Source organism: Arenibacter algicola (assembly GCF_000733925.1).
GTDB lineage: Bacteria > Bacteroidota > Bacteroidia > Flavobacteriales > Flavobacteriaceae > Arenibacter > Arenibacter algicola.
Genome location: NZ_JPOO01000003.1, coordinates 1,158,275 through 1,182,459, shown reverse-complemented (window position 1 = coordinate 1,182,459; position 24,185 = coordinate 1,158,275). Strand labels below are relative to the sequence as shown.

20 protein-coding genes are annotated in these 24,185 nt (G+C 39.4%); 12 read left to right on the top strand and 8 right to left on the bottom strand.

The features are described from left to right. Positions 1-35: 35 nt before the first annotated feature. Together U735_RS0115495 and U735_RS0115490 are read left to right on the top strand one after the other, a co-directional pair. On the top strand, positions 36-1,496 hold the full coding sequence (locus tag U735_RS0115495) for an aminoacyl-histidine dipeptidase (RefSeq protein WP_031444704.1): 1,461 nt from the start codon (positions 36-38) through the stop codon (positions 1,494-1,496). A 166-nt stretch (positions 1,497-1,662) separates the two neighbouring features. Further along, entirely contained in the window at positions 1,663-2,124 is a 462-nt protein-coding gene (locus U735_RS0115490; protein ID WP_031444703.1) for a CBS domain-containing protein, read from the top strand. A gap of 151 nt (positions 2,125-2,275) precedes the next feature. Here U735_RS0115490 and U735_RS0115485 read toward each other — a convergent pair whose 3' ends face one another. Genes U735_RS0115485 through U735_RS0115475 form a run of 3 tightly spaced genes read right to left on the bottom strand, consistent with a single transcriptional unit; the run spans position 2,276 to position 4,952 of the window. Next, positions 2,276-3,382 carry a peptidylprolyl isomerase gene (locus U735_RS0115485; RefSeq protein WP_031444702.1) on the bottom strand — a complete coding sequence of 369 codons (1,107 nt, stop codon included), beginning with the start codon at positions 3,380-3,382 and terminating at the stop codon, positions 2,276-2,278. A gap of 11 nt (positions 3,383-3,393) precedes the next feature. Next, on the bottom strand, positions 3,394-3,939 hold the full coding sequence (gldI, locus tag U735_RS0115480) for a gliding motility-associated peptidyl-prolyl isomerase GldI (protein WP_031444701.1): 546 nt from the start codon (positions 3,937-3,939) through the stop codon (positions 3,394-3,396). Beyond that, positions 3,936-4,952, bottom strand: a complete 1,017-nt coding sequence (locus tag U735_RS0115475) for a DHH family phosphoesterase (RefSeq protein WP_031444700.1) — start codon at positions 4,950-4,952, stop codon at positions 3,936-3,938. Before U735_RS0115475 ends, gldI begins: the two co-directional genes overlap by 4 nt. Positions 4,953-5,371: 419 nt before the next feature. On the opposite strand from U735_RS0115475, the gene U735_RS0115465 reads away from it, so the two are divergent. Both U735_RS0115465 and U735_RS0115460 read left to right on the top strand, forming a co-directional pair. Then, entirely contained in the window at positions 5,372-6,310 is a 939-nt protein-coding gene (locus tag U735_RS0115465) for a calcium/sodium antiporter (protein ID WP_031444699.1), read from the top strand. Positions 6,311-6,332: 22 nt separating this feature from the next. Further along, positions 6,333-7,946 carry a carboxypeptidase-like regulatory domain-containing protein gene (locus tag U735_RS0115460; protein WP_031444698.1) on the top strand — a complete coding sequence of 538 codons (1,614 nt, stop codon included), beginning with the start codon at positions 6,333-6,335 and terminating at the stop codon, positions 7,944-7,946. Positions 7,947-8,022: 76 nt separating this feature from the next. Here the strand turns inward: U735_RS0115460 and U735_RS0115455 are convergent, their stop codons facing one another. Further along, positions 8,023-9,036 carry a glutamine synthetase beta-grasp domain-containing protein gene (locus U735_RS0115455; protein WP_031444697.1) on the bottom strand — a complete coding sequence of 338 codons (1,014 nt, stop codon included), beginning with the start codon at positions 9,034-9,036 and terminating at the stop codon, positions 8,023-8,025. A 197-nt stretch (positions 9,037-9,233) separates the two neighbouring features. Here U735_RS0115455 and U735_RS0115450 point away from each other — a divergent pair, with 197 nt between their 5' ends. The 4 genes from U735_RS0115450 to U735_RS0115435 all read left to right on the top strand — a co-directional run bounded on the left by U735_RS0115450 (position 9,234) and on the right by U735_RS0115435 (position 14,422). Next, positions 9,234-11,420, top strand: a complete 2,187-nt coding sequence (locus U735_RS0115450; protein WP_031444696.1) for a glutamine synthetase III family protein — start codon at positions 9,234-9,236, stop codon at positions 11,418-11,420. Between the two features lie 90 nt (positions 11,421-11,510). Continuing rightward, positions 11,511-12,689 (top strand): AIR synthase related protein, encoded by a 1,179-nt coding sequence (locus U735_RS0115445; RefSeq protein ID WP_031444695.1) that lies wholly within the window; start codon positions 11,511-11,513, stop codon positions 12,687-12,689. Positions 12,690-12,738: 49 nt separating this feature from the next. After that, positions 12,739-13,182 (top strand): QcrA and Rieske domain-containing protein, encoded by a 444-nt coding sequence (locus U735_RS0115440; protein ID WP_031444694.1) that lies wholly within the window; start codon positions 12,739-12,741, stop codon positions 13,180-13,182. Between the two features lie 286 nt (positions 13,183-13,468). Beyond that, the gene (locus U735_RS0115435; protein WP_083260708.1) at positions 13,469-14,422 is read left to right on the top strand and encodes an FAD:protein FMN transferase; all 954 of its coding nucleotides are present in this window, start codon (positions 13,469-13,471) and stop codon (positions 14,420-14,422) included. Positions 14,423-14,425: 3 nt separating this feature from the next. Here the strand turns inward: U735_RS0115435 and U735_RS0115430 are convergent, their stop codons facing one another. Then, positions 14,426-15,073, bottom strand: coding sequence for an ATP-binding cassette domain-containing protein (locus U735_RS0115430; protein WP_031444692.1), 648 nt, complete (start codon positions 15,071-15,073; stop codon positions 14,426-14,428). 387 nt (positions 15,074-15,460) lie between these two features. Between U735_RS0115430 and prfA the strand changes: the two genes are divergently transcribed. Both prfA and pyrF read left to right on the top strand, forming a co-directional pair. Further along, on the top strand, positions 15,461-16,537 hold the full coding sequence (gene prfA / locus U735_RS0115420) for a peptide chain release factor 1 (protein ID WP_031444690.1): 1,077 nt from the start codon (positions 15,461-15,463) through the stop codon (positions 16,535-16,537). A gap of 5 nt (positions 16,538-16,542) precedes the next feature. Then, entirely contained in the window at positions 16,543-17,361 is an 819-nt protein-coding gene (gene pyrF, locus U735_RS0115415) for an orotidine-5'-phosphate decarboxylase (RefSeq protein ID WP_031444689.1), read from the top strand. Positions 17,362-17,365: 4 nt separating this feature from the next. Here pyrF and U735_RS0115410 read toward each other — a convergent pair whose 3' ends face one another. Continuing rightward, positions 17,366-17,563: a hypothetical protein gene (locus U735_RS0115410; protein WP_031444688.1), complete on the bottom strand. Its 198-nt coding sequence runs from the start codon at positions 17,561-17,563 to the stop codon at positions 17,366-17,368. Positions 17,564-17,750: 187 nt separating this feature from the next. Here U735_RS0115410 and U735_RS0115405 point away from each other — a divergent pair, with 187 nt between their 5' ends. Beyond that, the gene (locus U735_RS0115405; RefSeq protein ID WP_031444687.1) at positions 17,751-18,530 is read left to right on the top strand and encodes an alpha/beta fold hydrolase; all 780 of its coding nucleotides are present in this window, start codon (positions 17,751-17,753) and stop codon (positions 18,528-18,530) included. A 270-nt stretch (positions 18,531-18,800) separates the two neighbouring features. Here the strand turns inward: U735_RS0115405 and U735_RS0115400 are convergent, their stop codons facing one another. Beyond that, positions 18,801-19,502 carry a DUF4197 domain-containing protein gene (locus U735_RS0115400; protein WP_031444686.1) on the bottom strand — a complete coding sequence of 234 codons (702 nt, stop codon included), beginning with the start codon at positions 19,500-19,502 and terminating at the stop codon, positions 18,801-18,803. A 55-nt stretch (positions 19,503-19,557) separates the two neighbouring features. Then, positions 19,558-20,409 carry a formyltetrahydrofolate deformylase gene (gene purU, locus U735_RS0115395; protein ID WP_031444685.1) on the bottom strand — a complete coding sequence of 284 codons (852 nt, stop codon included), beginning with the start codon at positions 20,407-20,409 and terminating at the stop codon, positions 19,558-19,560. A gap of 253 nt (positions 20,410-20,662) precedes the next feature. On the opposite strand from purU, the gene U735_RS0115390 reads away from it, so the two are divergent. Next, positions 20,663-24,121, top strand: coding sequence for a methylmalonyl-CoA mutase family protein (locus tag U735_RS0115390; protein WP_031444684.1), 3,459 nt, complete (start codon positions 20,663-20,665; stop codon positions 24,119-24,121). Positions 24,122-24,185 lie beyond the last annotated feature (64 nt).

The following is a 24,185-nucleotide window of genomic DNA, read 5'->3' as shown; positions in this document are numbered from 1 at the left end:
TTCTATCTGTATTTTTGAATTCATAATTTATAAATATGAATAAGGAGATAAGAGTTTTAGAGCCTAAAAATATATGGAATAAATTTGCCGATTTAAATGCTGTTCCAAGACCATCCAAGCATGAGGAACGGGTCATATCATTTATGATGGACTTTGGGAAGTCCCTTGGTCTTGAAACTACCAAGGATGCTGTGGGGAATGTGATCATTAAAAAGCCGGCATCAGGCGGGATGGAAGATAGGAAGAGCGTAATTCTGCAGTCACATTTGGATATGGTACATCAAAAAAATGCCGATACCGATTTCGACTTTAGTACACAGGGTATAGAAATGTATGTGGATGGAGATTGGGTAAGGGCAAAGGGTACCACCTTGGGAGCAGACAACGGTTTGGGTGTTGCCACCATTATGGCCCTGTTGGAGAGCAAGGATATTCCCCATCCACCTTTGGAAGCCCTATTTACAATCGATGAAGAAACCGGAATGACCGGTGCCAAGGGACTAAAGGGGGGAATGTTGAAAGGGGATATCTTGTTGAATCTGGATACAGAGGATGACGATGAAATTGATATTGGCTGTGCAGGAGGTATAGATATTACTGCGAAAGGTGTATATGGCGAAATTCCCTTGGGCGATGACTTTGCTGCCTACAAAATAGTGGTGAAAGGACTCTCCGGAGGTCATAGTGGAATGGACATCCATTTAGGACTGGGTAATGCCAATAAGATCATGAATGATTTATTGATAGTGGGGCAAAAGCAACTTGGTTTAAGGATTTCCAAAATTGACGGCGGAGGATTGCGAAATGCAATTCCAAGGGAAAGTACTGCTTTGGTAGCTATAAAAGCATCAGACGCCAAAGAATTGGATGCCTTGTTTAAAGATTGGATCAATACTTTAAAAAAGGAATTTGTAGCGACCGAGCCTAATCTTAAGATTGTTTGTGAACCTTCGCCACCTCCAAAAATGGTAATGGAGACCAAGGACCAACTGGCACTAACGGCAGCAATTAAGAACGCCCTTAATGGGGTCTATGCCATGAGCAAAACCATGAAGGACCTGGTGGAGACATCCAATAATATTGCAAGAGTGGAGGTAGGAGAGGGTCAAATAAAAATAGCCTGTCTAACAAGGTCATCCGTAGAGGCCGGTAAAATGGAATTGGCCAAAGACTTACAGAGCACTTTTGAAAAGGCTGGGTATGAAGTAACTTTAAGTGGAGATTACCCTGGTTGGAATCCCAATCCTGATTCAGATATATTGGATCTATTACGAGCAAAATACAAGGAACTTTTTAATGAACAGCCCAGGGTAGTTGCCTGTCACGCAGGATTGGAATGTGGCATTTTGGGAAAGAATTATCCTGATGTGGATATGATAAGTTTTGGACCCACTATAAAAGGCGCACATTCTCCCGATGAACGTGCAAGCATATCTTCATTGCAAAAATTTTGGAAGTTTATTTTGGAAATTCTTGCCGATATACCAAAAAAATAGTGAGATTATGGCCTTAAGGTAGTTTAGGATTTATAATGCACAGGGCTGAAAAACAATTATATAGCTTTTGGAAAAGAATTGCTCCATCTATTTAAAATGGAGCAATTTTTTTTTAGGTTAAAATGATTAAATTTCTTATATTTAAGAGAATCAAAAGCAATTTGACATGGGAATAAAAAGTTTTCAGGGTCCTAGAGTTCAACAACCCAGTGAAGAAGCACCACTCAGGGTTAGTGATTATATGACCAAAAAACTGATTACTTTTAGACCTGAGCAATCTGTTGAAGAAGTAATCGTGGCCCTATTGAAGTATAAAATTTCAGGTGGACCAGTAGTGAATGATCAAAATGAATTGATTGGGATGATTTCCGAAGGAGATTGTATTAAGCATATAAGCGAAAACAGATACCACAATCTGCCAAGCTCCAATTTGAACGTTGAAGGACACATGATAAAAAATGTTGAAACCATTGACGGCAATATGAATATTTTTGATGCGGCCAATAAGTTTTTGAACGAAAAGCGCAGACGTTTTCCAATAGTGGAAAATGGAAAGTTGGTCGGACAAATTTCCCAGAAAGATATATTAAAGGCTACCTTAAAGCTTAAAGCAACAAACTGGAAATAGATTTCCTATTTGAATTTATTAGGCTGCGTAATTTTTCTTATCCTGCTACTTTTTGGATACGCACTTTATCAGTTTAACAGAATAAGAAATAAAAAACCTTGTTGATCTCCAATATAGAGGCCAACAAGGTTTTTTGTTTTTTGTTATACAATTATTGGGCTATCCCAGTAATTTCCAGATCAAAAATTAATTTGGCATCTGGGGGAATAGGGCCATAACCGGCTTCACCATAGCCTAAATGGGACGGTATAAATAAACGAACCTTGTCTCCAACCTTCATTTGCATAAGGCCTTCCTTAAAGCCTGGGATTATCCTGGCTTCTGGGCTGTAGTCCATTGGAATGGCTTCGTAACCGCGACCTTGTTTTCTGGCCTCCTGATAAACGCCATATTTTTTGGCGATCTCTTCGTAATTACTGTCAAATAGTGATCCATCGGATAAATATCCGGCATATAGCACATTAACTTTTTGTCCCACTTTAGGTTGTTCTCCACTGCCCTCTACTAGGGTAAGTACTTTAAGGCCGGATGGTAGTTCTACTGCTGTATTTTCCTCTGCGGTAATTTGGGCAACGAAATCGGTTTTCATTTTCTCCATCGCCTTGATCCTTTCCTCTTCCTCGGCAAAGTAATCACTCATTACTTTTACAGCATCAAATTTTTTGGCCTCCTTGCCGTTTCTGATAATTTCAACCGTGTTCATAACCACATCGGTAACCGGTCTGTCGCCTTCTGCAGTTTTAACATTGGCAATGGAATCAACAATATCCATTCCTTTGACAACTTCACCAAATACGGTGTGTCTGCCATTTAAAAAGGGAGTTTCCTTGTGGGTAATAAAAAACTGACTTCCATTGGTGGTAGGTCCGGAATTTGCCATGGATAGGATACCGGCCTTATTGTGGGTAAGGGAGTCGTTAAATTCATCCTTAAATTTATATCCCGGATTTCCCATACCTGTTCCAGTTGGATCTCCACCTTGAATCATAAAGTCCTTAATAATCCTGTGAAAGATGATGCCATCATAATATTTTTTGCCCTTTAGGCTGTCGGTAACAAAAGGATTGTTTCCTTCGGCTAGGGATATAAAATTGGCAACGGTCAAAGGGGTCTTTTGGTACTCCAATTTAAGGAGGATTTCACCTTCGGTGGTGGTAATATCCGCAAAAATACCATCTCCCAAATCCGCATGCTTACTGGACTTGCAGCTTGAAAATGCTATGGATACTACTGCCAATAATAAATAAATTTTCTTCATTGTAATTAATTTTAATTGTTGTCTTTTTGTTTATCTATATTTAAAATGGTAATGGTGGATTTAATGGGGACGTTTACCCCAATTTTATTATTGTCCCCGTGATAACCGTAGGATAGGGAGGAAGGGAACAAAAACGTTGCACTTTCTTTCTCTTTTAAAAGTTTTATACTATTCCTTAATCCGGGAAAAAGGTCTTGTTTGTCTACCTTATAGGTTATGGTACCGATACTCTCTTTGGAATATATGGTGTCATTGCCAAAAGTCATGACATTGTATTGAAGTGTGACCAGATCATCAGTTTTCGGGTAGTAATCGGTTTGGTCGTTCTTTTCTATATAATGATACCAAGAACCGATGCCGCTGGAGAAATAGGTGTTCAAGGAGTCATTTTTAATAATTTCCATTATTTGTTTTTCTTCCTTTGCCAAAAGGTCCTTATTGCGTTCCACGGATTTTTGTAAAATACTTCCGGTTTTAACTTTAACAGGCTTACGTGGTTCTGGTCCATTACAGCTGGAGCAGGCGATAATAAGCAAAAGCAATATTAGGTGTTTCATGCGTTTAAATCAGCTTTGTATAGGGGTAGTAAGGCTTTAAATTTGTTTATGGTTTCTTCCATGGAAACATCACTTCGACCACCTGCGGCATTGGTATGCCCGCCTCCGTTAAAATTGGCCCTAGCAAATTCATTTACAGAAAAATCACCTTCAGATCTAAAAGAAATCTTGATAATTCCTTCCTCCCGGTTTTCAATGAAGATAACAGCAAAAACAATCCCTTCCAGGGTTAATCCGTAATTCACGAAACCTTCGGTATCTCCCTTTTTGTAATCGTAGGTGTCCAATTCGTCTTGCGATAAAGTGATAAAAGCCGTATTAAATTCCTCTAGGATGACCATGTTTTTTAGAGCACAGCCCAAAAGATGCAATCTACTTGGTGTATTGGTATCATATACCTTGTTGTGTGCTTCCGTATTTTTGGCTCCTTTCTCTATTAATTTGGCAACAACCAAATGTGTGCGGCTGGTGGTGGAAGAATATTTAAAAGATCCTGTATCGGTCATGATACCGGTGTATAAAGAAATTGCAAGGTCCGGAGTAATTCTTTCTACATCGTTTAGTCCTTCAATTACATTGAAAACCATTTCACATGTAGAACTCATGCTAACATCAGAGTAGGTAATCTTGGAGTAATTATCCGGTTCCTGATGGTGATCAATCATTACAAATGTGGCCGATGAACCTTCCAATAAAGGCTGTAGTTGTCCAATTCTTCCCAAGTGATTGAAATCTAAAGTAAATATTACAGTAGCATTGTTAATCAAGGATTTAGCTGCTGAGGCATCCCTTTCAAAATTGACTATTTGCTCGCTTCCGGGCATCCATTTTAAGAATTTGGGAAAATCATTGGGAACAATGATGGTAGCATCTTGGCCTTGACCTTTCAGGTAGTGCCAAAGTCCCAAGGTTGAACCAATAGCGTCTCCGTCCGGATTTTTGTGCGGTATAATTACAATTTTCTGGGGTATGTCCAACAAGCCCTTAATTGCCTTTATAATCTCTAAATTCATGCGCGCAAAGATACAATTTAATAATATATGCCATTGTTTGATAAATCTATTTTTATATTACGCACAAACCAAGGTCCCCGGAATAAATTGATAACAGCTTTATTGGGTGGGGAGAAGCCGTGGAATGGGAAGCTTGATGTTTTTATGGGATGACCAAGAAATGTGTGGATCTACCTTTAAAATAAAGCTTCCGTAAATCTTAATCTGGAACAATACATGACTAACCGCCCTGGGCTTGTGGCTTTTTATTCTTTTCAAATTACATTGGGGTAATTTTAAATGGCATTTTTTTAAGGATTCCCTTTCGGACGGAGATGTTTTTAGGAAGATAAGTCGGATTTTTTGATTTATTGGAAAGGCAGTTATGTTGGTGAAAAAAAAGTCGGATACTTGGTTATATTTGTAGGAAAACTTTTTTGATGCAGGATATACTTTTTATTGTTTTAGGACTGGTATTGTTGATTGCAGGAGGAAATTGGCTTTTAAAGGCGGCAGTGGCATTGTCCTTAAAACTCAATGTTCCGAAGATTGTTATAGGCATGACAGTGGTTTCCTTTGCAACCTCCGCACCCGAGCTAATAGTTAGTGTAAATGCTGCTTTGGAGGGTTTTCCCGATTTGGCGCTGGGTAATGTTGTGGGCTCCAATATTGCTAATCTAGGTTTGGTCCTGGCAATAACCGTCATTTTGGGCAGTATTGAAGTTAGAAAGAGTTTTTATACTACGGATTGGCCGGTTATGATGTTGGCATCCTTTTTATTCTTCGTTTTTATTTATTTTGATGGAGAATTACAGAGGTATGAAGGCTTTATTATGTTTCTTGTACTCTTTGTTTTCCTGGTATATCTATTGCGTTTTCAGAAAACGGCGGTTGTAGATGAATTGCCTGAGGATGATGTACCGTTGCCATTATATAAAACCGTGCTATTTTTAGGCTTGGGCGGACTGGCACTATGGGGAGGTTCGGAACTATTGATAAAGGGTGCAGTGGGACTAGCTACTTTCTATGGTGTTAGTGAGCGGGTAATTGCGGTAACCGTAGTGTCTATTGGGACCAGTATTCCGGAATTGGCTGCTTCCGTAATTGCGGTATTGAAGAAGGAAAAGGCCATTTCATTGGGAAATCTAATCGGGTCGAATATTTTTAATCTTTTGGCTGTTTTGGGCATTACATCTATGATTACACCTATTAAAGTGTTGGACCAGGGCTTGCTGACCAACGATATTTTTTGGATGTTGGGTACATCCTTTTTAATTCTTCCCCTAGTGTTTTTGCCCAAAGGTCTCAGGTTGGGATGGAGGGATGGAGCAATCCTTTTGTCTGTGTACGTTCTATTTGTATATTTAACAATACCCTAAAAGAAAGTAATTAATTTGGCTTATGGGAATAAGAGTCAACCTTGTAACTTTCTTAATATTGTTTTGTACCGTTGGTCATGGCCAAGAAAGTGAATTTATAAGTGGAACGCTAATCGATACGGTAAACACAGAGCCAATACCTTTTGCAAGCATTCGGGTGAAGAATAGGGCAGTGGGGGTTATTTCCAATAATGATGGTAGTTTTAGGATACCTATCAAGTTTCGGGAACTTAATGATACTTTGGAGATCACCTCAATGGGTTATGATTCTAGAGAAATTGTAATTGGCGGTTTATTATCGGATCAAATCAATCAGATATATTTAAAACCTATGCTTATCCAATTGGATGAGGTTACCTTGAGCGCGTCCAAGAAAAGGCGAAGAGGTAGAAATGACAATGATAGGCCCGTTACTGCCGAAGAGATTATTTCCAAGGCCATAGAAAAAATCCCGCTAAATTATCCCTTTAATCCACAGTCATACGTTGGCTACTATAGGGATTACCAATGGAAATCTGGAGGTTATACCAATTTGAATGAGGCAATTGTAGAGGTTTTTGACAAGGGCTTCGGGACATTGGATTATGAGGATTCAAATACAAGGATATATGAATACTCCAGAAATGCTAATTTTCCAACAGATTCCTTAAGTGAAAGGCTATATGATTATGGCGAGTACAAGACCAAGACCATCCCTAAAGCTTATTTGAATAGTTATGGGGGCAATGAGTTTGTAATACTGCGCATCATGGATGCCATTAGGAATTATAATACCTTCTCCTATTCCTATGTTGATCATTTGGATACTGATTTTGTTAAGAACCATGATTTTTCAATTGAGGACGATACCTCATTGGACGGAATGCCGCTGTTTGTAATAGATATTTATAAGCACAATAGAAAGTTTATGGTACGGGGAAAGATTTATATTTCCAAGGATAATTTTGAAATCGTTAAATTGGAATACGCTACCTATGACGCTTTGTTGGGAACCAGGAAAATAAGCAAGACCAGTAGGAAAATAGAGGATAGGTTACTTTATCGCACAGTGGTGGAATACAAGAAGGAGGACAATAAAATGTTTCCAAGTTATATTTCCTTTAGTAATAAATTTGAGGTAAAAGTGCCACCGGTTTTTACGGTCAAGAACGTGTTCGTGGACTTTGAAAAAAAGCTATTTGAAATTGCATTTAATAGGGTACCCTTGCATTTTAAGGTACTTAAGGATAAAAATTACAATATTAGTTATAAAGGTAGGGGTATGGAGATCGAGAAGGTGGTTCTTGCAGATAGTGTAACTGTTCACCTGTATCCTAAGATGAACCTTGGAGATCAGGCCATGGAGATTTTTCTTGCGGAACCGGAGGATATAGGGAAAGATGATTTTCGTGTAGTAATGGATAATATTATAGATATGGATGGGAACAAGTTGGATTTCTCTGAAACCTATTCCTTAATGCAATTCAGGGAATTTTTTGTACAACAGCGAAAACCGGTTCGTCAATATCCGGGCAAGCATCTTTATATGGACAAAAATTGGCCAATATTTCAGGATCAACCTATTGTTAAACCTGATAATTACAGTGATTTTTGGATGAATACGCCACTGCGTAACGAGGGAGCAATCATAAAGTAAAGCGTATAAAAAAAACCGCCCCTCTTTCTCAAAAGGAACGGTCGGTAAAAATAATCAACAATTATTTTTTAACTCTTTATATTTTAACGGATTTAACCGTTTTAACGATTCTTCCAGCAATTTTGTATGGATCACCGTTGGAAGCTGGTCTTCTATCTTCCAACCAACCTTTCCAGCCTTTTTGTACTGTAATGATCGGAATTCTAATAGAGGCACCCCTATCGGAAATACCATAGCTAAAGTCATGAATAGAAGCTGTTTCGTGCTTACCAGTCAAACGTTGTTCGTTGAACTCTCCGTAAACTGCAATATGTTCTTTAACAACTGGACGGAAGGCCTCACATATTTTCTCATAAACTTCTCTTGAACCACAAGTTCTTAAAGTAGTGTTGGAGAAGTTGGCGTGCATACCTGAACCGTTCCAATCGGTATCACCAAGAGGTTTTGGATGGTATTCTATATAGTAACCATGTTTTTCGGTCAATCTGTCCAACAAATATCTTGCAACCCAAATTTCATCACCTGCTTTTTTGGCACCCTTGGCGAATAATTGGAATTCCCACTGTCCACAGGCAACCTCTTGGTTAATTCCTTCGAAGTTAAGTCCGGCAGCGATACAGGCATCTGCATGCTCTTCCACCAAGTCACGCCCATGAGTATTTAGACCACCAACAGAACAGTAGTACATACCTTGAGGTTTTGGATACCCACCTCTAGGGAAACCCAAAGGAAGTTCAGTTCTTGTATCCATAATGAAATACTCTTGCTCAAATCCAAACCAGAAATCATTGTCTTCATCTTCAATAGTAGCCCTACCGTTAGATACGTGTGGGGTACCATCGGCATTCATGACCTCGGTCATTACTAAGTAACCATTGATACGATGTGGATCAGGATAGATTGCTACGGGCTTTAACACACAGTCAGAAGATCCTCCTTCGGCCTGGCGGGTTGAACTTCCATCAAAAGACCAGATTGGGCAATCTTCCAATTTACCACTGAAATTTTCCTCAACCTTAGTTTTACTCCTCATGTTTTGTGTGGGCTCGTACCCGTCCAACCAAATGTATTCTAATTTAGACTTGCTCATAATATGTATTGTTGATTTTTATTATTAACGCAGACAAAAATAATAATTTTCACCATATATGCCATTTTTTAGTGGGTTAAATGATAATAATGTTGATATTTTTTTGGAGACCCCTATTTTTTTGGGGGTATATTATTAAATATGTATTTTATGTGGATTATTTTAATGAATTGTTATTTTTGTCAAAAAATGAATTTATGTCAAATCAAAGATTTAAGGCCATAGCAAGCAGTCATACCAGGAGTGAAATAAATGTGGAAGAAACCGGTAGGCGTTCGGAATATTTTGGGATGAATGTGTTCAATGAGGAACGAATGTTACAGTATTTGACCAAGGATGCTTATGATAGGGTGAAGGCAGCCGTTGTGTCCGGAGTAAAAATAGATAGAAAAGTTGCCGACCAGGTAGCGGAAGGAATGAAGACCTGGGCAATATCCATGGGGGCAACACATTATACCCATTGGTTTCAACCGCTTACTGGAACCACTGCGGAGAAACATGATGCTTTCTTTGATTTTTCGCCCGAAGGAAGGGTGATGGAAAAGTTCGGTGGTGGCCAGTTGGTGCAGCAGGAGTCGGATGCCTCCAGTTTTCCAAACGGGGGGATACGCAATACTTTTGAAGCTAGGGGCTACACTGCCTGGGATCCAACGTCTCCAGCATTTCTTTACGGCACCACCCTGTGTGTACCAACAGTTTTTGTAGCATATACCGGGGAAGCCTTGGATAACAAGGCTCCACTTTTAAGGGCGTTGAATGCCATGGATGAGGCGGCTACTGCGGTAGCCAAATTTTTTGATAAGAATGTTAGCAAAGTATACGCCACCTTAGGTTGGGAACAGGAGTATTTCTTAATAGACAAGTCCTTGGCTTTTTCGCGACCCGATATCAGTTTGGCAGGCCGTACTTTAGTGGGTCAAAGTGCTGCAAAAGGCCAACAATTGGACGATCACTACTTTGGGGTTATTCCAAATCGCGTTTTAAATTTCATGAAAGATCTGGAAAGGGAATGTACCAAATTGGGGATTCCGGTAAAAACTAGACACAATGAAGTTGCCCCCAATCAATTTGAGTTGGCACCAATCTTTGAAGAAACCAATCTTGCCGTAGATCACAATCTGTTGCTCATGGATGTTATGGACAAGATTGCCGACAAGCATTTTTTTAAGGTGCTCTTTCATGAAAAACCTTTCAGGGGTATAAATGGTTCTGGCAAGCATAACAATTGGTCTTTGTCTACGGATACCGGTGTCAATTTGCTTAGTCCTGGGTCCACTCCCATGAAAAACCTTCAGTTTTTAACTTTTTTCGTGAACACTATAAAGGCTGTGGATAATTATGAGGAACTATTGCGTTCTTCTATTGCTTCTGCAGGAAATGACCATAGATTGGGTGCCAATGAGGCGCCTCCAGCTATCTTGTCGATATTTATAGGGGAACAACTGAATGAGGTTTTAAATGAATTGGAAGGGGTTACCAAAGGGAAATTGTCCCCTGAGGAAAAGACCGAATTAAAGTTGAACGTGGTAGGTAAGATTCCGGAAATTCTTCTGGACAATACCGATCGTAACCGTACCTCGCCTTTTGCATTTACCGGAAACAAGTTCGAGATGCGGGGCGTAGGCTCCAAAACCAATTGTGCCAAGCCTATGACGGTACTTAATACCATTGTGGCAAAGCAACTAATGGCCTTTAAAAAGGAAGTAGATCAACTGGTGGATAAAAAGGGTCTTAAAAAGGATGAGGCAATTTTTAATGTCCTTAGGGAATATATAAAAACCTCCAAAAGAATCAGGTTCGAGGGCGATGGTTACAGCGAGGTTTGGGAAAATGAGGCCAAATCCAGGGGCTTGAGCAATAACAAGAACACCCCAAAGGCATTGCAGGTGCTTACCTCCAAGGAAAGTTTGGCATTGTTCAAGTCCATGAATGTCATGAGCGAAATTGAGGTAAGGGTTCGGCAAGAGGTGGAATTGGAGGAGTATATTCTACATATTCAAATTGAAGGTAGGGTCTTTAATGAGCTTGCTTACAGTTATATTATTCCCGCAGCAGTGGAGTATCAGAATAAATTGATAAAAAATGTGGTAGGGTTAAAAGAAATTTACGGTGCCGCCCACAAGAAAATGTCTGAAAGTCAATTGGATATTGTCGAGCGTATTTCCGAGCATATCCGAGCTATTAAAATCAAGACCGATGCTATGGTGGATGAAAGAAAGAAAGCCAACAATATGTCCGATATTAACAAGAAAGCCTTTGCCTATTGTGATAATGTTCGTCCTTATTTTGATGAAATACGTTACCATTGTGATAAATTGGAACAATTGATTGGTGACGAATATTGGCCTCTAACCAAATATCGGGAACTTTTGTTTATTAAATAATTTGGACATTTATAAATTATTGTATTAAAAGCCCGCAATTAGTGGGCTTTTTTTTATGGATTCTCCTATTTTTGTCGCAAACTTTTATTCATGAGCTCATCCAACAGCAAACGATACGATCAAAGAGGGGTTTCTGCTTCCAAAGAAGACGTGCACAATGCCATAAAAAATATTGATAAGGGATTGTTTCCCAAGGCCTTTTGTAAAATTGTTCCCGATTATCTTACCAATGATGAGGAGTACTGTTTGGTGATGCATGCAGATGGTGCCGGAACTAAATCCTCCTTGGCCTATATGTATTGGAAAGAGACAGGTGATATTTCTGTGTGGAAAGGAATAGCACAGGATGCCCTGATCATGAATGTGGACGATCTGATATGCGTTGGGGCTACGGACAATATTATGTTGTCCTCTACCATTGGGAGAAACAAGAATTTAATTCCGGGAGAGGTCATATCCGCCATAATCAATGGTACGGAAGAGCTGATCGAGGATTTGGAAAAACACGGAATTACGATAAGGTCAACCGGAGGGGAAACTGCAGATGTAGGGGATTTGGTACGTACCATTATCGTGGATTCCACCGTAACGGCAAGATTAAAAAGGAGTGGCGTGATCAACAATGCCAATATAGAAGCTGGAGATGTAATAGTTGGCTTATCTTCTTCCGGACAGGCTAGCTACGAAAAGGAATATAATGGCGGTATGGGGAGTAACGGACTTACCTCTGCCAGACATGACGTTTTTGCCAAATACTTGGCAGAAAAATATCCTGAAAGCTACGATGCCGCTGTTCCTGAAGACTTGGTGTATTCCGGTAATGTGAAGTTGACCGATGAAGTCCCTGACTCCCCCTTGAATGCGGGAAAATTGGTATTGTCCCCAACCCGGACATATGCCCCTATTGTTAAAAAAATTCTGGACAAATACACTGCCACCGATATCCATGGAATGGTGCACTGTAGTGGTGGCGCACAGACCAAAATTCTTCATTTTGTAGACAACCTCCATATTGTTAAGGATAACCTATTTCCCGTTCCTCCGTTGTTCAAATTAATTCAAGAACAATCAGGGACCGACTGGAAGGAGATGTACCAAGTTTTTAATTGTGGACATAGATTGGAATTATACGTAAATCCTGCTATTGCCAAAGACCTTATTACTATTTCGGAAGGTTTTGGGGTTTCGGCCCAAATTGTAGGTAGAGTAGAAGATAATTCTGTTAAAAAGCTCACAATTAAAAGCGAGTTTGGAACCTTTGTGTATTAAGGTATACGAATACCCTTTTTCCTACGTTGTTTTATAAAGAAATTACGTTATGGAAAGAAAGCAGTTTTTAAGGACCTTAGGTACCGGAGCGGCATTTGCCCTTACTTTTCCCTGCTTACATGGTTGTTCATCGGATAGCGATGAAGTTATAGATCCCAAACCCGTACCAACGGGGGTGGATTTTACCATTGATTTAAGTTCGGCAGAAGGTGCCAAATTGCAGAACAATGGCGATTTCATAATCAAGGATTATGTGGTCGTTGTAAAAAACCTTGAGGGTAATTTTGTTGCAGCAAGCCAAATCTGTAGTCATCAACAGACCGATGGGATAAGTTTTAAAACGGATAATGGAGGCTATTTCAGGTGTTCCACACATGGTTCCACCTTTAGTCAGACCGGTACCCCTTTAAATCAAATTGGTAATGATGTCTCAAAACCTCTTAAAATATTTAAAACGGAGTTAGACGGACAGATCCTTCGTGTTTTTGAATAACCAAAACTTTTTTTAACCTACTTGCTTACATGGGATTTTCCTTAAAATCATTGTTCGGACTCTTAATTTTTGTCTTATGGCCATTTTCTGTGCTATCTGTTTGCACTAGGAAGTCGTTCACAATTCGCGTATTAAGTAAGGCCGTTACGGTTAATGTTTTTTGGATTATATTGAGTGGATCTAGACTCTACAATGACCATAAACTAATCCTAGACAAAAAGAAAAAAAGTTCCATTTTTAATTTTGTGCTAGGGTGAGGGTTTTATTTTCTCTTTTAATAGGTTTTATGGCCCTAATGGGTCATGGCCAGGAGCTTAAGTATGTTACCGTTCAGCGATCGGTGAACTTAATGGGCGATAAATTTGATATTACCGTAGTGGCCGATAATGAGGAAATAGGCTATATAAATATTGAAGAGGCTGTTTCTGAAATAAAAAGGATAGAAAAACTGATATCTTCATGGGACGAGGAATCGGAAACTTCAAAAATCAATAAAAATGCCGGAATAAAACCGGTGAAGGTGAGTGTAGAGCTGTTCAAGCTAATTGAAAGAGCAAATCAGATTTCGGAAATTACCAATGGTGCATTTGATATTACATATGCCGGATTGGATAAGATCTGGAAGTTTGATGGCGCCATGAAATATAAGCCTACCAAGGATGAAATTATAAAATCCGTAAGCAAGGTGGGGTATAAAAAAATTATTCTGGATGAAATAGATCATACGGTCTTCCTTCAATTGAAAGGGATGAAAATAAGTCTAGGAGCAATAGCAAAGGGCTATGCTGCCGATATGGCGAAAGAACTATTGGTGGGGAAGCAGGTTCGCGCAGGAGTTATCAATGCTTCCGGTGACCTAACTACATGGGGTACCAAGGCTACAGGGGAAAAGTGGTTGATCGGCATTGCAAATCCACTTAGCAAGGACAAAATATTTTCGTGGCTGCCAGTTCTGGAGTCATCTGTTGCTACTTCCGAGAGTTACGATAAATACATCACTTTTGAAGGCAGGAAATATTCGCACATTCTTGATCCCCGGACCGGAAACCCTATTTCGGGAATAAATAGTGTATCGGTATTTTCCAAAACCGCTGAATTGTCTGATGCCCTGGCAACGGCTATTTTTGTACTGGGAGTTGATTCGGGAATGGCACTCATAAACCAATTAAAGGGAACCGAGGCCATTATTGTGGACGGTAATAACAAAATGCACAAAAGCAGCGGAATTTTATTCAATTGAGTCCTAATTAATATATCCTTCCCTCTTGAGTTCGTTCTTGTCCTCTATTTTTTTGGAACACCCATTTTTAAGAAGATAGACCGTATCGCTTACAGCTAAAATATCATTGTAAAAATGATCGGTCAGGATTATATTACTCCTTTTCTTTACCTGGCGGATAAGGGCCATGAATTTCTCCACATATATTGGTGCAATGAATGAAAACGGTTCGTCCAGAAGTATAATTTCCTTGTTGGACATGAGCACCAAGTAAGCTTCGATAACCCTAATTTCCCCGCTGGACAAATCTTTTATTCTCGCCCTGTCGTACTCTTTAAAACTTTGGAAAAGATTAATGAATTGCTCCCATGAAACATTGAAGAGTCCAAAGGCATGGCTAATACTTAAATGCTTTGGCAAAAGGGCATATTGGGGTAGGTAACCTATTTTTCTTGTTAAGTACAAGGGTCTCGGAAGGCACTTTCCATTGTTGCGGATATTCTTGTATTTGGGTTGTAGATCCCCAAATATAATTCTCAACAAGGAAGTTTTTCCACAGCCATTTCTTCCAAGGATTCCGGTAACCTTTCCGCGTTCCGACTTAATGTAAATTCCGTACAGGACCTTTCTTCCATCAAACTCCAAATCAACACTGTCTATTTCCAAAGTCAAAATAAACGGATGAACTTAATGAATAATACGGTTATGAGGGTGTCTAGGAGGAATGAAATTAAGATAAGAACTGTTTTGGACAAGCCGAAATTTTGATAAAACGTTAAACGTTTTCGCAATGCTATGTCAAAATAAAAAAGGAAGACCCCTAGATAGAACAATATCTTGGAACTCAGGATCATGGCATTAAGGTGGGAAATCTTAAAAATAACACTCCCGCTAAATAGCATAAAAACGGTAATGAGAAAGGATATCCAAAGATAGGGCCTGGCGAAGTGAAAACTCAATTGATAGGTTCTGAAATTGAAAATTGAATTCATCTATTGAATAGGATATGCTTAAATGTACAAAATTATCGTAAATTCGCAGTCCAAGTGTAGATTGTATATGATAGATAAATTAAACATAGTAAAGCAACGTTTTGATGAGGTTTCGGACCTTATTATCCAGCCTGGTGTTATTGCTGATCAGAAGCGTTATGTGGCACTAAACAAGGAATATAAGGATTTAAAGCAACTTGTGGATAAGAGGGATCTTTATTTGGAGCTGACCAATAATATATCCGAGGCAGAGGAGATACTGTCCGATGGCAGTGATCCTGAAATGGTGGATATGGCCAAAATGCAATTGGAGGAGGCCAAGGGAAAATTGCCCAAATTGGAGGAGGAGATTAAATTGATGTTGATTCCTAAGGATCCAGAAGACTCTAAAAACGTAGTGGTAGAGGTAAGGGCAGGTACCGGAGGGGACGAGGCCAGTATTTTTGCAGGCGATCTTTTTAGAATGTATACCAAATATTGCGAGTCCAAAGGATGGAAGACTAATGTTATTGACCTAAGCGAAGGTACAAGTGGGGGCTATAAGGAAATTCAGTTCGAGGTTACGGGCGAGGATGTGTATGGTACCCTTAAGTTTGAAGCCGGGGTGCATCGGGTGCAGCGCGTTCCACAGACCGAAACCCAAGGAAGGGTGCATACCAGTGCCGCAACTGTAATGGTGCTTCCCGAGGCAGAGGATTTTGATGTGCAGATAGATCCCAAGGACGTGCGGATAGATTTTTTCTGTTCCTCGGGACCAGGAGGTCAATCCGTAAACACCACCTATTCCGCCGTACGTTTAACCCACCTTCCAACAGGTTTGGTGGCCCAATGTCAAGATCAGAAATCACAGCATAAAAATAAGGAAAAGGCATTTAGGGTATTACGCTCACGATTGTACGATATGGAATTGGCAAAAAAACAGGAAGAGGATGCTGCCAAGAGAAATTCCCAGGTAAGTAGTGGTGACCGTTCAGCTAAAATTAGAACCTATAATTACCCACAGGGAAGGGTAACCGATCATAGGATCGGATTAACGCTTTACGACCTTCAAAACATTATTAATGGCGATATTCAACGTATCATAGACGAATTAAGTCTAGTCGAGAATACAGAGAAATTAAAGGAAGCCTCTGAGATATTTTAATTCCTATGACCACTGATTTCTTAGTTGGACAAATTCGAAAAAAGGAATCCTTTCTTTGTATAGGGTTGGATACGGACTTGGATAAGGTTCCAAAGCATTTATTGCAGGAGGAAGATCCTATTTTTGCTTTTAACAAGGCTATAATTGATGCTACACACCATTTATGTGTTGCCTATAAGCCCAATACCGCCTTTTATGAAGCTTATGGGATAAAAGGATGGCAGGCTTTGGAAAAAACCATCAACTACTTAAATATCAATTATCCTGAAATATTTACTATTGCAGATGCCAAACGCGGGGATATTGGTAATACCTCCACCCGCTATGCCAAGGCCTTTTTTGAGGATTTAGGATTCGATTCTGTGACCATTGCACCTTATATGGGAAGGGATTCCGTGGAGCCATTTTTGGCTTTCAAGGATAAGCATACCATATTATTGGCATTGACTTCCAATATGGGGGCGTTCGATTTTCAAACAAAAATGGTAGATGGAAAGGAGTTGTACAAACAGGTGCTGGAGATTTCCAAGACCTATGAAAATTCGGAAAATTTAATGTACGTTGTAGGAGCTACCAAAGCGACTTTTTTGACGGAAATAAGAAATATTATTCCAGATAGTTTTCTTCTTGTTCCGGGGGTAGGGGCACAAGGTGGTAGTTTATCTGAGGTGTGCAAATATGGAATGAGTGATAATGTAGGTCTTTTGGTAAACTCCTCCAGGGGAATTATTTATGCCTCGGATAAAGAAAATTTTGCCCAAGCTTCTGCCGAAAAAGCAAAAGAATTACAGCAGGCAATGAGTTTGGAACTTAAAAAACGCTAAGTTCTTAATTTGCCAGGGTTTGAATGATTTTTTGGATTTTTGCAGCTTTCAATTCAAAAAATTCGGCAAGTTTTGAATCTGAGTGTTTTTTACTTGTTGCCTTGTCCATGAAACTTTTGTATTGATATTCCAAGAAGCTTATTTCTTTTGAACCGTTGGTCAACGGGGTAACCGAGCCAACTTTGCAATATTGATTTTCCATATAATTTTTTTCTTACAAATATAGCTGGAATCATGGTTTAATTGGGGATGTCTGAAAGTGCATTTGTCTAATAATCAGGTAATTTGTCTATTATTTAACCTTGTTTTAATAATGGAAAGTACATTTTGATTTTTTTAATCCGCTTCAAGTGTATTGGAATTAACACTACATTTATAAAAAATGAATATTGATAAGTTATAATATACATAGCCATAATACCTCTAACAAATGGGTGACTTTTGTACATGGTGCAGGAGGCAGCTCCACTATTTGGTATAAGCAGCTTAGGGAATTTAAAAAGCATTTTAATGTACTTCTCTTGGATCTAAGGGGTCATGGGAACTCTAAGATACATCTAAAGGATGCCTTTAAGAATAAGTATACTTTTGATAATATAACTGAGGATATATTGGAGGTGATCAATTTTGAAAAGATTGAAAAATCCCATTTTATTGGAATTTCCCTGGGCACAATTCTAATTCGAAATTTGGCAGAGAAACATCCCCATCGGGTAGAAAGTATGATTATGGGAGGGGCCATTATGAAATTGAACCTTAGGTCCCAAATATTGATGAGGCTTGGCGTTATTTTAAAATCTATAGTCCCTTATTTATGGCTGTACAAATTTTTTGCCTTTGTAATAATGCCCAATAAGAACCATAAGGAATCACGATTACTTTTTGTTCGGGAGGCCAAAAAATTATACCAAAAGGAATTCATTCGTTGGTTTAAGTTAACATCGGAGATCAATCCGCTACTTCGTTTTTTTAGAACTGTAGATATAAGAATCCCTACTCTTTACGTAATGGGAGCAGAGGACTATTTGTTCTTGCCCACGATTCAGCAAATTGTGTTGGATCATAAAAGTGCCGAACTTATAGTAGTCCAGAACTGTGGGCATGTAGTAAACGTAGAGCAGCCACAGTTTTTTAATGATACCGTAATAGAATATCTTTTGGTAAAATAATTTTAGACTTTTTAAAGGGAAATAACTCAAATTAGATCCTAAATTATCATTGAATCCAATTGAATGTTGGGCACAAACAATCTGATGCCAAACAAAAAAACCGGTGCTCCCACCGGTTTTAAACTAACTAACTCAAAAAATACTAACTCAAATTCTTTAGGTATATCTGTATTGCTTTTCTAGCAAATTAAAGGTTGTAATGTGTGCTTGTTTAAATGTAACGTAAAGTGTTGGGATTTATTGTGTAAAATACCTATAAATTGTTCATTTTTAATCCTGTAGGGCAAAAACTTTTCTCAGCACATCCGTGGTTCTTGACGAAACCTTGTTCCTAATCTCCTTTTCTTCAAGAGCAATCATGGTAAATACACCATTCAAGGCCTCTTGGGTAACGTAATCTGTAAGGTCCGGATTTACATTATTGGTAAGGGGAATGTTGTTATATCTAGTAATTAGGTTGTTCCAGATCTTATCTGCTCCAACTTTTTCAAAGGAATTTTTGATTACGGGGTTAAATTTATTGTACAGTTCTGTTTGTGTGGCATTGGTAAGGTATATGGTTGCAGCATTGTCCGATCCCAAAAGAATGTTTTTGGCATCGCTAAAGGTCATTCCCTTAACCGCATTTACAAATATAGGTGTAGCTTCACCAACTGCATCCTCTGCGGCCCGGTTCAGTATTTTTAGCCCTTCATCGGCTAAGCTGGACAGGCCAATGTCCCTGAGGGTCTTGTCCACTTTCTGTAATTCCTCGGGAAGCATAATTTTCACCAGTTCGTTGCCAAAGAAACCATCGGTTTGGGTTAGTTTACTTACCTGTTTGTCGATTCCCATATTAAGGGCTTCCTTTAATCCGTTTGCAATTTCGTCATTGCCAAGAGTACCTCCCTGGGGCAATTGATTGACCACCTGTTGTAATTCCGAACATCCAATAAATTGAAATAGGATTATGGCTAATATGAATTTTTTCATTTTAAAAATTTAGAGTTATTACTATAACCTATACCGTCGGGATTTAGTATTTGGTTTATGAGAAAATTACGGTTTTGTTATTGTAGACCATGGTCTTTCTGCTAATATGAAGCTTTACCGCTCTGGAAAGTACAATTTTCTCCAAATCCCGTCCCTTGGTTATAAAGTCCTTGATGCTATGGGCATGGGTTACGGTAGTAACGTCCTGCTCTATAATGGGACCGGCATCCAATTCCTCGGTAACGTAATGACTGGTGGCACCTATAATTTTAACACCCCTCTCAAATGCGGCATGGTATGGCTTTGCGCCGGCAAAGGCAGGTAAAAAGGAATGGTGAATATTGATAATCTTATTGGGGTAGTTGTCAATAACCTTGCTGGTTACGATTTGCATATATCTGGCCAATACAATAAAATCTATTTGATATTCTTTTAAAAGTTCCAATTGCCTATTTTCGGCTTCATCTTTTGTGCTTTTCGTTACAGGTACATGAAAAAAGGGAATTTCGAATTGATTGGCTACGTATTCCAAGTCACTGTGATTGCTAAGGATAAAGGGTATTTCAACCTCTAATTCACCTATATTGTACCTACTTAATAAATCGTATAGACAATGATTGTATTTGGAAACGAACAGGGCCATTTTTGGCTTTACGGAGCCCAAATGCAAACTCCACTCCATTTGGTAGGGTTGGGCCAATTCATTTTCAAATTCCTGCTTTAAATTTTTTACGGCTGGGATGTTTTTTTCAAAATCGCTTTCCAGTCGCATAAAAAACACCCCCGCTTCTTTATCTACGTGCTGATCAATATAAATAATATTGCCTCCTTTTTTATGTATAAATCCGGTTACCGAACTAATTATTCCGGATTGGTCGGGGCAATTGATTAAGATAGTTGTCTTCAAAGTTTAACTGTTTTAGGTCGCAAAATTAGGATTTTAGGAATGAAGTACTTTAGTTGAGGGGTATTTTTATAAAATTCTAATTTTATCACTATAATTTTTGCGTTTTTGTTAAATTGCACCCAAATAATGGTCCTTTTTTTGTCTATTAAAAAGAGAGTACTCTCCTAATATATTTCCTTCAATAACCGCATTGAGGAGTGATTATGAAAAAGGGTATTTATTAGGTCGATTAAAGGGTGTTAGAATTATAGTTATGAAGCAGAAGCCGCCATATATTCCTAAAAATAAAGTTCGTATAGTTACGGCCGCATCCCTGTTTGATGGTCATGATGCCGCGATTAACATGATGAGGCGTATTATTCAGTCTACCGGTGTGGAAGTGATTCATTTAGGTCATGATCGCAGTGTGTCCGAAGTAGTAGATTGTGCCATACAGGAGGATGTAAATGCCATTGCCATAACTTCATACCAGGGAGGGCACATGGAGTATTTCAAGTATATGCACGATCTTTTACTGGATAGGGGGGCGGACCACATTAAGATTTTTGGCGGTGGCGGAGGGGTAATTCTTCCTGCAGAGATTAAAGAATTAATGGATTATGGGATAACCAGAATATATTCCCCAGATGATGGCAGGACTATGGGGCTACAGGGAATGATAAATGATTTGGTACGGCAAAGTGATTTTTCCATTCCCAATTTTAAAATTCCCGAGGGCCGGTCAATGGTTCAATTATTAAAGGAAAGGAATGTAAATGCCATAGCACGACTTATTACCTTGGCCGAAAATAGACATGAGGACTTTGTAAAGGTTTTTTCTGGTTTGTCAATATCCAAAAGTGCTGTGCCCGTACTGGGTGTAACAGGGACAGGAGGCGCGGGAAAATCGAGTTTGGTAGATGAATTGGTAAGAAGATTTTTGTTGGATTTTCCTGATAAGACCATCGGAATCATCTCTGTTGATCCGTCCAAAAGGAAAACCGGAGGTGCTTTGTTGGGAGATCGTATTCGGATGAACGCCATTAACGATTCTCGGGTCTATATGAGATCGCTTGCTACCAGACAGTCGAATTTGGCATTATCCAAACATGTGGACGAGGCCATTCAGGTCCTAAAAGTGGCAGGATTCCATTTGATTATTTTGGAGACTTCAGGCATCGGTCAGTCCGATACGGAGATAATTGAACATTGTGATGTTTCCTTATATGTTATGACGCCCGAATTTGGGGCTGCCACCCAGTTGGAAAAAATAGATATGTTGGATTTTGCGGATATTGTTGCCATTAATAAGTTCGATAAAAGAGGGGCTCTGGACGCTCTAAGGGATGTAAAAAAGCAATATGTACGCAATCATGGACTTTGGGAGGCCAATCACGATGAACTGCCTATTTTCGGGACCATAGCTTCACAGTTCAATGATCATGGCATGAATCGTTTGTATAAGTCCGTAATGGATAAATTGGTTTCAAAAACAGGAACAGCCCTAAATTCCCAATTCCAAGTTGGAAATGGCGATGAAGAGAAGGTTTATATAATTCCCCCTCCTCGCACACGTTATTTGTCTGAAATAGCCGATGGCAATCGTGCCTATGATAAAAAGGTCCTTAAACAAGCCGAGTTGGCCCAAAAGTTATATGGTATTTTTAAGACCATTCAAGCCATTTCCAAGGTGGATGTCGAGGGAGATTTTAATTCATTTTTGCTAAAAGAAGGATTAAATACAGAAGCAATTTTGGAGTTGTCCCTATCCGAGGACAAAAAACAATTATTAGGGCTCCTGTTTAAAGAGTTCGATGAAATAAAAATGGGTTTGGATTCCCATAATTGGGAATTGATCCTGAATTGGGAAAAAAAGATTCAACAGTACAGAACTCCAATCTTTAGTTATAAGGTAAGGGGGAAGGAGATAAAATTGGAAACCCATACAAAATCATTGGCCCAAACCGATATTCCAAAAGTGGCACTTCCAAAATATAAGGCATGGGGCGATATTTTGGGTTGGATACTCCAGGAAAATGTACCTGGGGAATTTCCTTATACGGCCGGACTGTATCCTTTTAAGAGAACAGAGGAAGATCCTACAAGAATGTTTGCCGGTGAAGGTGGTCCTGAACGGACAAACAGGCGTTTTCATTATGTTAGTTTGGGATTGCCTGCCAAGCGCTTATCCACTGCATTTGATTCGGTAACCCTGTATGGACAGGATCCGGATTTTAGACCTGATATATACGGAAAAATAGGCAATGCAGGAGTTTCCATCTGCTGTTTGGACGACGCTAAAAAGTTGTATTCAGGATTTGACCTATGCAGTCCCGCAACCTCTGTTAGTATGACCATCAATGGTCCTGCGCCCATGTTGTTGGGTTATTTTATAAATACCGCCATTGATCAGAATTGTGAGAAATATATTTTGAAAAATGGGTTGGAAAATGAGGTAGAAGGGAAAATAGCTGCCTTGTATAGGGAAAAAGGTTTGCCTAGGCCAAAATACCAAGGGGAATTGCCAGAGGGTAATGAAGGGTTGGGATTAATGCTATTGGGTATTACTGGTGATCAGGTCTTGCCTCAAAATGTGTATACCGAAATTAAAAAGAAGACCCTTAATACGATAAGAGGTACGGTGCAAGCAGATATCTTAAAGGAAGATCAGGCTCAAAATACCTGTATTTTTTCAACGGAATTTGCCCTGCGATTAATGGGGGATGTGCAGGAATATTTTATTCAGCACTCAGTACGTAATTTTTATTCGGTTTCCATTTCCGGGTATCATATTGCAGAGGCGGGGGCCAATCCAATTACCCAATTGGCATTTACACTCTCCAACGGTTTTACCTATGTGGAGTATTATTTAAGTAGGGGGATGGACATCAATAAATTTGGTCCCAACCTATCCTTTTTCTTTTCAAATGGGATAGACCCGGAATATGCTGTAATTGGTAGGGTTGCACGTCGTATATGGGCAAAGGCAATGCATCTTAAGTATGGAGCAGACTCCAGGGCGCAGATGTTAAAGTACCATATCCAAACTTCGGGGAGGAGCTTGCATGCCCAAGAAATAGATTTTAATGATATCCGCACTACCTTACAGGCACTCTATGCCATCTATGACAACTGTAATTCTTTGCATACCAATGCCTATGATGAGGCAATAACCACTCCAACAGAGGAGTCTGTTCGCAGGGCCATGGCAATTCAATTGATCATCAACAAGGAATTGGGCTTGGCCAAAAACGAAAATCCTTTGCAGGGTTCCTTTATAATTGAGGAATTGACAGATCTGGTAGAGGAGGCCGTCTTATTGGAATTTGATCGTATTACTGAACGAGGGGGTGTACTGGGGGCCATGGAAACAATGTATCAGAGATCCAAAATTCAGGAGGAAAGCCTTTACTATGAGACGCTAAAGCACAACGGGGAACTTCCTATTATAGGGGTAAATACTTTTCTAAGCTCCAAAGGGTCGCCAACAATTATGCCTGCAGAAGTGATCCGGGCAACAGAGTCCGAAAAACAGGCCCAGATTGGCACCTTGGAAAACTTACATGCTATGATGGGGGTAACTGCCGAGACCCAATTAAAGGAATTGCAGGAAATAGCGGTTAAAAACGGGAATATTTTTGAAAAGTTGATGGAGGTTACCAAGTTCTGTTCCCTTGGACAAATTACAGATGCCTTGTTTGCGGTAGGGGGTCAGTACAGGAGAAATATGTAGTTGAGAGGATATAGCTTTAATTCCAATGAGGCCATTCTTAATATAGCTGCGTGTAAGTAATAAG

Coding starts and splice junctions, on each gene's coding strand:
- U735_RS0115495 (WP_031444704.1), top strand. CDS start 36: ATGAATAAGGAGATAAGAGTTTTAGAGCCTAAAAATATATGGAATAAA.
- U735_RS0115490 (WP_031444703.1), top strand. CDS start 1,663: ATGGGAATAAAAAGTTTTCAGGGTCCTAGAGTTCAACAACCCAGTGAA.
- U735_RS0115485 (WP_031444702.1), bottom strand. CDS start 3,382: ATGAAGAAAATTTATTTATTATTGGCAGTAGTATCCATAGCATTTTCA.
- gldI (WP_031444701.1), bottom strand. CDS start 3,939: ATGAAACACCTAATATTGCTTTTGCTTATTATCGCCTGCTCCAGCTGT.
- U735_RS0115475 (WP_031444700.1), bottom strand. CDS start 4,952: ATGAATTTAGAGATTATAAAGGCAATTAAGGGCTTGTTGGACATACCC.
- U735_RS0115465 (WP_031444699.1), top strand. CDS start 5,372: ATGCAGGATATACTTTTTATTGTTTTAGGACTGGTATTGTTGATTGCA.
- U735_RS0115460 (WP_031444698.1), top strand. CDS start 6,333: ATGGGAATAAGAGTCAACCTTGTAACTTTCTTAATATTGTTTTGTACC.
- U735_RS0115455 (WP_031444697.1), bottom strand. CDS start 9,036: ATGAGCAAGTCTAAATTAGAATACATTTGGTTGGACGGGTACGAGCCC.
- U735_RS0115450 (WP_031444696.1), top strand. CDS start 9,234: ATGTCAAATCAAAGATTTAAGGCCATAGCAAGCAGTCATACCAGGAGT.
- U735_RS0115445 (WP_031444695.1), top strand. CDS start 11,511: ATGAGCTCATCCAACAGCAAACGATACGATCAAAGAGGGGTTTCTGCT.
- U735_RS0115440 (WP_031444694.1), top strand. CDS start 12,739: ATGGAAAGAAAGCAGTTTTTAAGGACCTTAGGTACCGGAGCGGCATTT.
- U735_RS0115435 (WP_083260708.1), top strand. CDS start 13,469: ATGGCCCTAATGGGTCATGGCCAGGAGCTTAAGTATGTTACCGTTCAG.
- prfA (WP_031444690.1), top strand. CDS start 15,461: ATGATAGATAAATTAAACATAGTAAAGCAACGTTTTGATGAGGTTTCG.
- pyrF (WP_031444689.1), top strand. CDS start 16,543: ATGACCACTGATTTCTTAGTTGGACAAATTCGAAAAAAGGAATCCTTT.
- U735_RS0115410 (WP_031444688.1), bottom strand. CDS start 17,563: ATGGAAAATCAATATTGCAAAGTTGGCTCGGTTACCCCGTTGACCAAC.
- U735_RS0115400 (WP_031444686.1), bottom strand. CDS start 19,502: ATGAAAAAATTCATATTAGCCATAATCCTATTTCAATTTATTGGATGT.
- U735_RS0115390 (WP_031444684.1), top strand. CDS start 20,663: ATGAAGCAGAAGCCGCCATATATTCCTAAAAATAAAGTTCGTATAGTT.